Raw genomic sequence first — 12917 nt, forward strand, 5'->3', positions numbered from 1 at the left:
GTGGCGTCGATCTTCTGGTCGAGACCGCTGATCTCCCCACGCAGCCCCACCTCGACGCTCCCGATCCGCTCCTCCAGAGCGACCCGAGTTGCGTCCACCTTCTCGTCCAGCCGGACGATGTCGCTGCGAAGCGTGGCCTCGACGTGCCCGACCTTGTCCTCAAGACTGGTTCGCGTGGCGCCGAGACTCTGGTCCATGCCATCGAGCCGTCGGCTGAGCTGACCGATCGAGCGGCTGAGCAGTCCGTAGAAGGACAGCAACACGGCAGCCAGCGCCGCGATTGAGACCCAGGTGTCGAGATCCACGGACATCACCTCTTCAGTGTGCGCCACATCTGCATGGCATGCCACGACGCTAGAAGCCGACGCCGGTCAGCGTCTGGCGTTCCCGGCGGAGCTGAGGAAGCCACCGGCGCGAGTCGCCCTTGTGGACGTTTGGCGGCTCAACACGCCACAGGGCTCCCGTCGCTCGTACGAGCGACGGGAGCCCTGTTCACCTGCTGTTTCGGTAGTACCTGCTGCCTACCTTCGGACCTTCGCGGTCGGCTTGGAGGCCTTGACCAGCGTCTTGTAGCCGGACTTGGTACCGGTCACCTTCACCACGAGCTTCTTGCCCTTGAACTTCTTGGTCAGCTTGAGCGTCGCCTTGGTGGCGTGCCAGATCTTCTTGCCGTTGGCGAACCACTGGTAGTGAATCTTGGTGCCGGCCGTCCAGTGGCCGCGCTTGGCGGTCAGCTTCTGCCCGACCTTGGCCTTCCCCTTGATCCACGGTTTCGCGCCCGACAACGTCCCCTTGGCGACGGTCCTTGCCGACGATGTCTTCGACGCACTCGTGTAGCCGGACTTCGTGCCGGTCACCCGCACCGACAGCCTCCTGCCGGCGTCAGCAGCGACCGGCGTGTACGACGACCTGGTCGCCCCCTTGATGGCCTTGCCGTTGCGCAGCCACCGGTACGCGAACTTGGTGCCGGAGGTCCAGCGACCCCGATTGACGCTCACCCGATGCCCGACCTTCACCGTGCCCGAGATGGTCGGCTTCGAACCGCTCACCGCCCCCGCGCTCGGCGTCACCGCTGCCGACTCCGAGCTCGCGGTCTCCTCACCCTTGGTGGCCGTGCTGCGGTAGGAGATCTTCTTCCCCGCGTCCGCCGAGACGATCTTGTACGTCGCCCCCGTCTCGCCCGAGATCGGCGACCCGTTCCGCAGCCACTGCCCCGTGATCTCCTCGGGCTCGCCTGAGAACGTCCCCAGTGTCGCGGTCAACGTCTGACCCACCTTGGCCAAACCCGTGATCGTCGGTTTGGCGGCCGGCAGCACGGCCTCGAATACGGCCATCATGTTGTAGTCGTTGGCTGCTAGATAGGAGATGTCCGCCGGATCGACACCGACGGGCGGCTGGATCATGCTGGGCGCTACCGCCGAAGCTCCCGCGCCCCAGACATAGAAGTTGCCGTCGGTGTCAACCGCCTCGTAGGCATTGGACGCATTGGTGATCGCCGCGACCTGCTTACCCTCGAGCTCTGCGGGCACGGCATTGTTCTCGCCCGGCGCCGTCTGCGAACCCCACGCGACCAGCGAGTGGTCCGAGAGCAGCGCGACGGCATTGTTGCCGCTCGAGACGACATCGATCACGTCGAGGTCGTCGCCGGTGTCGGTGAGCACCGCCGGCAGGTTGGTCTGGCCGCTTGCATCGTCGCCCCAGGCGACGGCGGTGCCATCCGACTTGATGGCATAGATATTGGAGCCGGTCACCGTTACCGAGGCCACTCCGGCGAGGCCCTCGGGCACGTTCAACTGGCCGCGATCAGGGTTCGGCTTCCCCCAGGCGATCACGCTGCCGTCGGACTTGACGGCTGCGGCGATCCCTTCAGTCGTCGCGACGCTGATCGCGGTGAGGTTCGTCAGCTCCGACGCCGACGGGAGGTTGGTCAGCCACGCCTCGCTGCCCATGCCCCAGGTGACCAGATGACCGTCGGCGGTGACCGCGGCTCCGTCCTCCTGCTGTCCTCCGGCGATATCGACCACCCTCTGGTTGGCGAGCGAAGCCGGCGGAGCGACGCCGAAAATCGATTGGCCAAAGGTCTCGACCTTGCCTGCCGCGGTGAGCCCGATCGCGGAGGAGAACCCGTTCGCGACCACCTTGGTGTAGGCCACCCGGGCCTGGGCCTCGGTGAGCGACGGGCTCGGCAGGCCGTCGCCGGTGTCGCCCGGACCCCAGATCGCCACCGACCCGGCCGCTGACAACGGCACCGGCGTCGTTGCCTGCGCCGGACCATTCAAGACCGCCAGACCAGCCAGCCCCGTGAAGGCGGCCAGTCCCACCCTCAGATATCGGCGCGTTTCGATTCGCAACATCGTCTCTCCTTCTCGGGCTTGGCGCCCTCCCAAGCCGGTTCCTTCGCGGACTCACGGCTCTGTGTCCTCGATCACACGAAGTTCACGACCTGAGCGCCGGGCTGTCCATGAGGAGCGGGGCACCAACCCGAACGAGAGCGGGGATGTTGTCACCACGGTGACAACATCCCCGCTCTTCATTCGGCCTCGATGGGATAGTCGAGCTGCGGTGGCCCGTAGTCCGGGTCGCAGTCCGAGGGATCTCCGGAGTACGGCGCCCGCCCCGTGGCGAGCTGAGTCCCGGGGAACCAACTGGTGCACTTGTTGCCGTTGACCGTTCCGGCGCCGACGGTCACCCGGTTTCCTGGCCCCGAGATGGCGGCGGTGAGCAGACGCGAGACGTCCTCGCCGGTGCGGGTGCGGCAGCCGGAGAACGGCGGGATCGTCACGGTGCCGGACAGCGAACCGCCGTTGGCCAGGCTGAAGAGGCCTCGCTTCGCCATCCAGGTGGCGGCTGCCGCGGTGCCGGGGACGAGCGGTGGGTCCTGTTTCTCAGGCACGTTCTCGGGATCGTTAGCCCAGAAGCCTTGGGCTCTCGCGACAAGATCAACCGCTCCGGTCGTGCACCCGGCTGCCAGGTGGAGGTCGATGCCATCGACGGCGATCCGGTTCACCCGCACCTTCACCTGCCCGCGAAGGTGACTGGCGTCCTCGTGCTGAGCATCAAAGACGCCAGGACGGATTTCGATCCGCTGGCGGTAGTCGGTCTCCGACGTGCTGAGCAGCAACGGGACCGGAACGTCCTGAGCGTCTCGGAGCTGCTCGATCTGCACCTGCGCCTCCACCGGGATCGTCCCGAAGGCGGCCGTGCGCACCGTGATCGGTATCCCCTCGCCGTAGCCGTGCTTCGCGCGGGCCGGCGACGAGAAGGTCACCTCGGTCAACATCGGTTGGGTGAACTGCCGATGCTCGGGGTCGTCTGCGGGGTAGTACGTCGGCTCCAGCGAAGCCGCAGACACAATCAGCGCCTGCGCCGAGAGCCGCACCCATTCTCGGGCACGAGCGACCTCCGAGAGTCCGTTGCCTTGGACGCCGTACCAGCTTCCCGGATGGTCCGGCTCGTGGACGCCCGGGTAGGGGGTGTAGGCGCGCGCCGGCAGCGCGGCCGCCGTCAGCACAAGCCCGATGACCGCCACGACCCATCGGCGGTGTCTTCGCCACATGCTCATGGCCGCACGGTGACAGGCAATGCCGTCGGTGACCACTACTCTCTCGCGGATGACCTCCGGAGCCGGGGATCCGCGCCGCGAATTGTCACCTGCGTGCTAATCCAGCGCACTCATTTCGGCGGCGGCCGACCACCGCTGGACCACCGCTCGGCGCCGGTGACGCCATAGATCTGCAAGCGCGTGGCCCGTCCCTCACTCGGTGACCACGCGGATTCGTCCCAGGGATTGGAGTAGTCAGATGTTGAAGTACTCAGCCGTCGCCGCCGGTGCCGCGGCCCTCGTCGCCTTTGCCGCCCCGGCCATGGCCAGCCCGCCGTACGCGGTGACCGCCAACGGTGTCAGCAGCGGTGACGTGACGTTCAGCGCCCACTCGGACGCGATCACCTTCACCGTGCACAACTCCGGTGGCGATCGGGTGATGACCTGCAGCGACGTCACCGTCGGCGGCGTCATCCACACCGGCACCGGCGTCAACCCGGTCGCCTCGATCACCAGCTCGACCTGGCAGGGCTGTGCTTACAGCGGCCTCCCGGTCAACGTGACGCCCAACCACAGCCCGTCCTGGGACCTCTACGGCACCTCCGCCGCCACTTCCGGCAACACCGACGACATCGATGGCCAGGTCCGCAATGTCAACGCCAATGTGAGCATCCTCAGCGGCGCTTGCACCTTCGACGTCACCGGTGCAGCGAACGGCACCTTCCACGAGGCGAGCCAGACGATCGACATGAACGAGACTGCCGGCAACCTGGTCCTCGGCAACCGCAGCAGCGCCATCGGCTGCCTCAACCAGGTGAACAACGGTGACACCGCCGACTTCGTCGGCACGTTCACCGTGACCGAAGGCGCTCCGATCTACCTGTCCTGATCGATCCGTCAACTCTGGAGTGCGGTGCCGGCTCGTCCGGCACCGCACCTTCGGCTATCGCCGGCCCCGCTCGACACGCCACGTCGGCAAAGTGACCTTGAGACAGAGGATCAACAGGAGACGCTGGTCGGGATCGTCCAACGCCTCGCCGAAGAGCCTGCGCAGCTTCTTGAGCCGATACCGGACCGTTTTGGGATGCACGCCGAGGTGAGCCGCCAGCGCCGGCGCCTTCTGGCTGACCACCAGCCATCCCAGCAGGGTCTCGGCCAAGACGTACTGCTGGCTTGCCTTCTCCTCTGCCAGTGGCGCGAGCACCTCGTCGCTGACGCTCCGCGTCAGCGACGCATCCGCCTCCAGCCATAGCTCGACCCGGTGATCGGCGCACCGCACGATCCGCCCTGCGGACCGGATTCTCCCCCGGGCCACCAGCGCGAGCGCAGCTCGGGCCCAGCGATAACCGTCGCGGGTGTGAGCGACCGGCATGGGCCACGACTCGGCAACCAACACTCGCGGGCTCGTCCGCAGCAGGATCCGACGCACGAGCTCGACATCTCGCTCGTCACTCACCACCACGAGCTGATCGCCGATGCGGGCGTCAAGCACCCCGGCAGGAAGGACGCCAGACGCCCGTACCACGTCGCCGTAGGCCTGCGCGACCAGCACGACCACCCGCGGTGGCGGTGACCATCCGGCGCCCTCCGCGAGACGGCAGGCGTCATCCGGCGCAGCGAGCTTCAGAAGGGCCGACAGCAGCTCACGGCGACGATCGTCATGGGCGCTTCTCGCGCCATGGAAGCCGCAGTCGACGAAGCGGGCGAGATGCACGAGGTACTCCGCGATGCCACGGGCGAGTTCCGCGACCACCTGCCCGCGCAGGTCCTCGCGGGCGGTCAGGACCTGGAGCGCCTCGCATACCGTCGTGTTCGCAATGTGGATCGAGGCCTCGATCCGCCGCGGGTCCGCGCCCGCCAAGGCCTCGGCCCGCCCCAAACCTCGGAAATACTCCTCGATCTCCGCGATGGCAGCATGATCGCCTGAGCCGATGCGGAAGAACCGGTCGATCGCGACGCTCGCCGCATCCCGCACCATCCGATGCAACTGCCCGCGACGCGGGCCACCGAAGGCAAGAACCCCCACTCGAACGCGCACGGCGATCCGATCCGGTAGTTGGTGACTCGCCCGATGCAACCTCTCAACCAGCGTCGGCGGCAGTCGAGGCACACCCAGAGTCCTCCCGAGCTGACTCCGCGCACGCGGCACCACCACACCGCCGACATCGGTGTCGAACGGCTCTCGCCGAGATGGACTCATCGTTCCTCCGGTGGGCCCGGAGTAGTGCTCGATCGGGCGTCGGGCTCGCCACCACGATGTAGACACAACAGAGTCCGCTCTGTCCCGGAAGATGCGCACCAGACACGCTTCATCCACAGGTTCTTGTCACCTGCGTGACAAGAGAACCGACCTACGCTGGGATGGACCGCAACCACACTCTCGACGTCAACCCAGCTCGATGCCCATTGTGATGCCCATATGCGTATGGCCATATCAGAATGAGCACCCTCTCGGGGTGGTAACTCGAGGCCCCCGCCATGCGTTGACACAGCACCGCCAACGACGCACCCGGCCCCGGAGGAAACATGCCCGGACTCCAGCCTTCATGGCAGCGCGAGCCCTGTCCGTTGTGGTGCATCCGCGAGCATGGCGAGGACGACATCGCGCTCGATCGCTACCACCAAGGGCCGCCCGCGTCGTTGTCAGTGGCGATGAGCACCCGGCCCGACGAGCCGCACCACAACAACTTCGAGACGGTCGACCTGACCCTGCGGGTCGGGCGATTCAGCGGGGAGATCGTCGACTGGGTCGCCATCGAGCCGATCGAGCTCACCGTCCCCCGGATCGTGCTCACCGCCGAGTCGGCGAGCCGGCTCGCGCAGCGCGTCAAGGAGATGCTCGCCCATCATGCGGCCGGGTGACCGACGGGTGATACGCCGCCGCGTCAGCGGCCAGCAGTGAAGTCCGGCCAAGGCTTCGGGAGCAGCTCCGCCAGCTCGACGTCGAGCACCTGGCAAAGAGCGAGCAGCGTGCCCATCTGAGGGTTCATCGGCGCGCCGGGCCGCGACTCGCCCTTCTCGTACTTCTGATACGTGTATCCCGCGATGCCGACCATGCGCGCGACGTGTTCCTGGCTCAGGCCCTTGGCTTGACGCGCGCTCGCCAAGTTGTGCCCAACCAGTCGAGCAAACTCGTCGACGGTGAGGCGACCGTACTCGTGCACGTGGTCCGGCATATTGCCATCGTGGTGGTGCCGGCTTACGAAGATGGCCATACCAATATGGCAATCTGCGTATGAAGTGGCGTGCTGTGGACAACGGTCGCGCAGCGGGTCGAACCGTCGGTCCGTCTCCCTATCGTCGAGGGCGCGGCCACCACGGCCACCACACGGACTCATGCTGGAGGCGGCCCGATGAACAGACCGGAGGACCGGCCGGCCGACGAGAAGGCCCAGCCGAGCTGGCAGCGAACGCCCTGCCCGCAGTGGTGCGCGCGTGTCCACGAGGAGGGCGACCACCCCGAGGACCGTTATCACCAGAGCGAGCCAACCTTCTTTCCCGCGATCGTCAGCACCCATGCGACGACGCCGATCATGGACTCGTTTGAGGGGATCGACATGCTCGCCAGGGTCTGTCAGTACGTCGACGACGTCGTCGCATGGGTGGCGATCGAGCCTGCTGAGCGACGCGAGCCGAGGTTGGTCCTCACCGTCGAGTCGGCCCAGTTGCTGGAGCGCGGCCTTGCCGCGCAACTCGCGCGCCACAGCGAAAGCTGAAGCCGCCCGGGTTTGTCACCTGCGTCATAAGAAATCACCACATAGAAGTGGGCTATCCACAGTCGCGCGCCACCGCTCTTGCCGTGCTGTCCCGGCCAGAGCAGACTCCAAAACCCGGTAGGCGAGCCACGTCTCGGCGATCCGACTCGACTCAGCCGGCGAATGGGAGTGTGATGTCCGACACACCCGGGGAGGGAGCGAGTGATGACCAGAAGCCACCCACCGGCCCAGGCGGGCGTCCGATGAGTCAGGCCGGTGTCGAGGTTCCGCAGACCGCGCTGCCACCGCAGATCACGCAGCAGCTCCAAGCCTCCGTGCCTGCCTTCGCCGAGCGGGTGACCCGACGGGTGCAGGCCGAGATCGAGGCGTACGCCGGGCCGGCGGACGGCCGCCGACAACGACTGATCTCCATGGCGGTCGCCGAGTCGGCCCGAGTCTTCATCCGATCGCTCGGCGGGCGACGACTCTCCACCGCCGGCGTGGACGACCTCTTCCGACGGATGGGTTATGGAGAGGCGAGTGAGGGCCACGACCTCGACGCCCTCCGCGAAGCCCTCGGCATCGCCGCTCGGGAGGGATGGCGCGGACTGCAGTCGACCGTCGTGGCCGCCGGTCTTCCCGCCAGCACTCTCGGCCGGCTGGGCGACGACCTCGGCGCCTTCATCCACCACCTCGCGGGCCAGGCCGACGCGGGTCGCCTCATGGCGGAGCGTGCCCGAGAGCGCGACGTCGGGGTCAACCGCAGCCTCCTGATGCAGGCGCTCCGCGACGACGCCGACCTCGCGACCGTTCACCACCGGGCGGGTCTCGCCGGCTGGCCGCTGCCCGCCCGCGTCGTCGCGATTGCCGCGACCGCCGACAACACCGACGCGACCTGGCCCGACACCGAAGTCTTCGAGGGCAAGGTGCTCACCGATACTGCGGCGACGCCGGCGCTCTACCTCACTCCCGCCGAGCACACCGCGCCGGTCGTCGATCAGCTCCGCGGCCTCGGGCGCGGCGTGCGGGTCGCACAGAGCTGGCCGGTCGAGCTCGCCGACGCCGGCGCCGCCTTCCGCTGGGCGACGCGAGCGCTCGAGCTCGTCGACGCCGGGGCGATCCCCCGCCAGCAGGTCGTCGACTGCGCGAAATACCGCACGCACCTCTGGCTCCACGCGGAGCCCGCGCTCAGGCGCCAACTGGCACAAGAGCTCCTCAGCCCGCTTTTTGCCGAAACCCCCAACTCGCGCGAGATCCTCTCCGAGACCCTTCTCGTCTGGCTCGAGACACGGGATAGCGCGCCTGCGATCGCCGCCGTCCTGGGCGTGCACCCGCAGACCGTGCGCTATCGGTGGCGACGCATCAACGAACTCTTCGGAGAAGCACTCAGAGACCCCGAGTTCGTGGTGCAGTTGACCATGGTGCTCAAAGCCAGCGTCCCGCTGTGGGTGGCCGGCGACCAGAGCGACTTCGAGCGGTACTGGAACGAGGAGATGGCGTGACCACTGCCCCGGCTGCGACAGAGGCGGCCGGATCCTGCGACGCGACGTGGAGGCTGCGGCCCTGGCTCGCACGGCTGTGTCTGGCGCTCGGCCTTGGCGTGGCCCTCGCACTGGCGGCCTGGAGCCTGGCCCCCGCCCTTCGGGGCGACGGGTGGCGGTGGGCGGCCCTCGCCTTGGACACCGTCGCCCTCGGCTGCGCCGTCGCGCTTCGCCGACCGCGCGAGTGGCTGAGGACGGAGTCGTTGACGTTGATCGCCGGCACCGCGTCGTATGCGCTGGCGTGGACGGCGGCGCTCGGCCACCGCCCACCGGCGGCCTTCGTCGCCGCGGCCCTCGTCGCTCTCGTCGCAATCTGCAGCGCCACGGTCAGTAGTGCTGCCGCCGGCATCGCCGGCCGACCGCCCTGGCCGCGCTGGTATGCGCCCGCGTTGCTGGCCGTCGCCGGCGCGACGCTGCTCATCCGTGGGTGGACGAGCGACGGAATCAGTGCGTACGCCGCCACCGTCGCAGTCCTCGCCGCCGGTGCCCCGGGCGCGCTCGCCGTCGCGCTGGGGGCACCACTGCGGCTCGCCGCTCGACGCGGCGACGAGGCGGGGATCCAGTTGCACCACACCGCGGCTCTCCCTGCCGCGCTCGCCGTCGACACGCTGGTCCTCGACGGTCTCACGACGCTCGTCGAGGGCAAGCACGTCTCGTCCGTCGACCCGCTCGACGAGACCCACCTGCGCAACCTGCGCTGGTTCGCCGGAGCCCTCGCGCACGCGTCCGACCATCCCGTCGGACGGGCCATCGCCAAGCTCGCCGGACGGGGGAACCTCAGCGATGTCCGCGAACACGCCGGCCTCGGCATCAGCGGCTCTGTCGACCGTCATCCGGTACGGGTCGGCAGTCCCGACTGGCTCGGCCTGCCGGATGCTCCGCCCGACGGCGCCACGCAGACCGTTGCGGTCGAAGTCGACGCCCGAGTGCTCGGAACGATCAGTGTCGTGGACACCGTCCGTGATGGCTCCGGCGAGGCCGTGGCCGCTCTGCGCGCGATGGGAGTCGAGCCCGTGCTCGTGACGGACGCCCCGATGGCACGGGCGCAGGCCATCACCGGCCAGGTCGGCATCGAATCCACTCTCCGGCCGCCGCTCGCCCAGGTCATGGCGCAACGGTCTGACGAGGGCGCTCGGGTCGCCGTTCTCGGCCCGACGGCACGCAGAGCGGCCCTCGTGCTCGGACCCCAGAGTGACCGGATCTCACTCGAACGCTGCGACATCGTCTCCGCCGCCCGGGCCGTCGGTCTGTGCCGCGACGCTGCCCGCGAAGTTCAGCTCTGCGCCCGGATCGCGCTGGCCTGGCACGCCGCGATGGTGGCGCTCGCCGCGTCCGGGGTGCTGGTCCCGTGGCTCGCCGCCGTCGCCGCCCTCCTCGGGATGGGACTGGTCCTGGGCATCAGTCACACGACCAAGCTGCCGCGACTGGCGGCTCCGGCCTTGTCACGCGTGTGACAAGAACCTGCTGGTCACGGCCTCCGATCCACGACCACGCCTTGTGACTCGCCTCGCGGGGTGGCTTGATCGTGGACGCCGCACGACGAGGTGCGGAGTGAGGATGTGACTCGGGATGACGCGACGCCGCCGGCTCAACAGAGCCACCGCCCTGGCGCCCTTGGCCATGCTGTCCGCCGCCTGGACGATCCACGCCGTGACCGCACCGACCGCGGAGCCGAGTCAGCTCCTGACCCAGGGCGCCGGCGTGTCGGTCCTGCCGGATGGCACCACGGTGCCGAGCCAGGCGCCCGAGAGTCCGGTCAGCGTCTCGAGCGTGCGAGCACCGACCGGAGGCCCCGGCGCCAGCGCCGCGGTCACGACGACCCGGCCCGCGCTGAGCGACTCCCTCCCCTCCACGACCGCCATCCCTGTGGTCGCGCTGGCGGCCTACCAGCGCGCCGCGACGGTGATCGATGAGGCCGACCACGATTGCCACCTCGACTGGCAGTTGCTGGCCGCGATCGGGGAGGTGGAGTCCCACCACGGGAGCGCCCACGGCAACACCCTCACCCCGGAGGGCGTCGCGAAGCCCGGAATCTACGGACCGCGACTCGACGGCAAGCGCGGGGCCGCGCGCGTCGCTGACACCGATGGCGGCTCCTACGACCACGACCGGCGCTACGACCGCGCCCTCGGTCCGATGCAGTTCATCCCGTCCACCTGGGCTCTCGTCGGCGTCGACGCCAACGGCGACGGCCGCCGCAATCCCCAGGACCTCAATGACGCCGCCCTCGCCGCCGCGGTCTACCTCTGCTCCGGCGACGACGACCTCGCCACGACCGCCGGCCAGCAGGTCGCCGTGCTCCGCTACAACCACAGCCAGGCGTACGTCGCCCGGGTGCTCGCCATCGCGGCCGCCTACCGCTCCGGCAGCACGCTGCCGGTCTCGCTCCGCGCCCTGCCCGCCGTCGATGTCACCACACTCGACCCCACGGCCACCGCGAACCCCCACGACCAGAAGTCGCCCCACAGCCATCACGCGGCGCACCCGCATTACACGGCGACACAGCCCCATCAGGTCGGCACGATCCGAAGCCACGACGACGCGGGGCCGAGCTCCACCGGCACCACCGCGCAGACGACGACCGGGCCCAGCGAACAGCCGAGCGCTCAGAGCCCCACCGCGACACCGCCGCCGGCCGCCTCAGCCGCCGACCTCGGCGCGCTCTGCGGCGACCAGGTGGACGCGACCTACCCCGACGCCACCGCGGAGGCCCGGACGCAGGCGGTCGCCGAGTGCGCCACCCAGCTCAGCGGACAGACGCTGGACGACGCCCGGGCGAAGGTCGCCGATGTCGTCGCCGCGCTGGCCGATGATGTCGACGGCCTCACCGGACCCGACGAGCCGCCTGCGGCCGACCCGACTCCGGCCGAGCCGTCGCCGTCCCCCAGCGACCCAGCATCGTCGCCTGCGGCCTCCCCCACGGCGGACGCTGTCACGCCGTCGATGGAGGAGTGAGAGCCCCACGAGCCCGGAGCCCTGCCCTCCGGCACACGAGCGTCACGCCGGAGCCCTGGTCCTCACGGTGTGTCCGCTCATCGACTGTCCGCGTTGCGATCGACCGAGGCACCGTGCTCCGCGCGGGCACGCACGACCCGTCGACCAGGTGCCCAGGCGTTTGATCGAACGTTCGGTCAACGTGCCCCGCGACCGTCCCGATAGCTATCGCCGCAGACCGCGGCGCGCCCGTGGCGGACCGTGGCCGCGGCGAGGGCGACCTCGACGTCCGTGGACCGCGTCAGCGCCGCCACGTGTACGGCGTCGTGGTGCTCACCCTGACCAGGCCGGAGCGCTCCAGGATCGGCCAGGAGAACTCCGTCGAGTCGCTGTGGATCAGCCTCTTCCCGAGCGCGAGCGCCGACCGGGCGCGCGCTGCGGTCAGCGCGCGATAGATGCCCCGGCCCCGCCACTCCGGGAGCGTCGCGCCGCCCCAGATGCCGCCGAACGTCGTCCCGGCGACGGGCTCGAGCCGGCCCGCGCTGACGACCTGGCCGTCGGCCTCCGCGACTCACAGCTCCATCCCGTCGTCGCGCGCCAGCCGCCGCAACATCGCCTCGGCCATCTCGTCGGCCAACGAGTCGCCGAAGGCCACGTCCTGCATCGCGGTCATCGCGCGCACGTCCGCCTCGGCGCTCACCCGGCGCAGCGTGACACCGGCGGGGAGCGGCACGTCCACGGCGAGGAGGGCGGCCTCGCCGATCATGATCGACTCCGGCTCCTCGGGGACGAAGGCGTACGCCGCCAACGCCTCCGCGAGGCCGGGCGCGCGATCGTGACCGCGCGTCTTCCACTCCACCCGCGTGATCTCCGGGTCCGCCTCGAAGTGCGCCCGGCCGGCCGCCACCAGCCGCCTGATCTCGTCGGCATCCGCGCCACCGAGGTCCCGGTAGGTGATGAAGCCACGTCCGCCGGCGAACGTCGCCAGCCGGAGCGGCCCGAGCCGGGTCACCGCCAACGCGCTCGGCGTCTCGGCCTCGGTCCGGAGCTGGTCGTCGTACGCCTGGAGCAGGGCAGCGGCATCGGGCACGGGCTCATCCTCGGGGCGCCGGCTCGGGCGGGGCAATCGGGTTTTCGCGACCATGCTCGGTCGTGGTCGACGACGAAACGGAGGGCGACCCCGTCCCCCGAGGGACGGGGCGCTCC

The 12917-nt window shown here is 69.5% G+C and carries 13 protein-coding genes; 7 read left to right on the plus strand and 6 right to left on the minus strand.

The window, feature by feature from the left end; translation table 11 throughout:
* The 3 genes from AB3X52_RS12525 to AB3X52_RS12535 all read right to left on the minus strand — a co-directional run.
* Window positions 1-305, minus strand: a 305-nt coding sequence (locus AB3X52_RS12525; protein WP_367994420.1) for a hypothetical protein, incomplete at its 3' end; no start/stop codon positions are given.
* Between the two features lie 216 nt (window positions 306-521).
* A complete protein-coding gene (locus AB3X52_RS12530; RefSeq protein WP_367994421.1) occupies window positions 522-2354 on the minus strand; it encodes a hypothetical protein in 1833 nt (610 codons plus the stop codon).
* A gap of 176 nt (window positions 2355-2530) precedes the next feature.
* Window positions 2531-3529 (minus strand): hypothetical protein, encoded by a 999-nt coding sequence (locus AB3X52_RS12535; RefSeq protein WP_367994422.1) that lies wholly within the window; start codon window positions 3527-3529, stop codon window positions 2531-2533.
* 271 nt (window positions 3530-3800) lie between these two features.
* Between AB3X52_RS12535 and AB3X52_RS12540 the strand changes: the two genes are divergently transcribed.
* Entirely contained in the window at window positions 3801-4430 is a 630-nt protein-coding gene (locus AB3X52_RS12540) for a hypothetical protein (RefSeq protein WP_367994423.1), read from the plus strand.
* 54 nt (window positions 4431-4484) lie between these two features.
* On the opposite strand, the gene AB3X52_RS12545 is transcribed toward AB3X52_RS12540, so the two are convergent.
* Window positions 4485-5651, minus strand: coding sequence for a helix-turn-helix domain-containing protein (locus AB3X52_RS12545; protein ID WP_367994424.1), 1167 nt, complete (start codon window positions 5649-5651; stop codon window positions 4485-4487).
* A 416-nt stretch (window positions 5652-6067) separates the two neighbouring features.
* Here AB3X52_RS12545 and AB3X52_RS12550 point away from each other — a divergent pair, with 416 nt between their 5' ends.
* Complete coding sequence (locus AB3X52_RS12550) at window positions 6068-6403, plus strand: DUF6907 domain-containing protein (protein WP_367994425.1); 336 nt, start codon at window positions 6068-6070, stop codon at window positions 6401-6403.
* 23 nt (window positions 6404-6426) lie between these two features.
* On the opposite strand, the gene AB3X52_RS12555 is transcribed toward AB3X52_RS12550, so the two are convergent.
* Window positions 6427-6756, minus strand: coding sequence for a helix-turn-helix domain-containing protein (locus tag AB3X52_RS12555; protein ID WP_367994426.1), 330 nt, complete (start codon window positions 6754-6756; stop codon window positions 6427-6429).
* Between the two features lie 138 nt (window positions 6757-6894).
* Here AB3X52_RS12555 and AB3X52_RS12560 point away from each other — a divergent pair, with 138 nt between their 5' ends.
* The 5 genes from AB3X52_RS12560 (at window position 6895) to AB3X52_RS12580 (ending at window position 12166) form a co-directional block, all read left to right on the plus strand.
* Complete coding sequence (locus AB3X52_RS12560; RefSeq protein ID WP_367994427.1) at window positions 6895-7257, plus strand: DUF6907 domain-containing protein; 363 nt, start codon at window positions 6895-6897, stop codon at window positions 7255-7257.
* 242 nt (window positions 7258-7499) lie between these two features.
* A complete protein-coding gene (locus AB3X52_RS12565) occupies window positions 7500-8738 on the plus strand; it encodes a PucR-like N-terminal domain-containing protein (RefSeq protein ID WP_367994428.1) in 1239 nt (412 codons plus the stop codon).
* A complete protein-coding gene (locus AB3X52_RS12570; RefSeq protein WP_367994429.1) occupies window positions 8735-10231 on the plus strand; it encodes an HAD family hydrolase in 1497 nt (498 codons plus the stop codon). Before AB3X52_RS12565 ends, AB3X52_RS12570 begins: the two co-directional genes overlap by 4 nt.
* A gap of 196 nt (window positions 10232-10427) precedes the next feature.
* Window positions 10428-11732 carry a lytic transglycosylase domain-containing protein gene (locus AB3X52_RS12575; RefSeq protein WP_367994430.1) on the plus strand — a complete coding sequence of 435 codons (1305 nt, stop codon included), beginning with the start codon at window positions 10428-10430 and terminating at the stop codon, window positions 11730-11732.
* 230 nt (window positions 11733-11962) lie between these two features.
* Window positions 11963-12166, plus strand: coding sequence for a hypothetical protein (locus AB3X52_RS12580; protein WP_367994431.1), 204 nt, complete (start codon window positions 11963-11965; stop codon window positions 12164-12166).
* Between the two features lie 116 nt (window positions 12167-12282).
* On the opposite strand, the gene AB3X52_RS12585 is transcribed toward AB3X52_RS12580, so the two are convergent.
* The gene (locus AB3X52_RS12585; protein WP_367994432.1) at window positions 12283-12801 is read right to left on the minus strand and encodes a hypothetical protein; all 519 of its coding nucleotides are present in this window, start codon (window positions 12799-12801) and stop codon (window positions 12283-12285) included.
* Window positions 12802-12917: the final 116 nt, after the last annotated feature.

Source organism: Nocardioides eburneus (assembly GCF_040838215.1).
GTDB classification, from domain to species: Bacteria; Actinomycetota; Actinomycetes; order Propionibacteriales; family Nocardioidaceae; genus Nocardioides; species Nocardioides eburneus.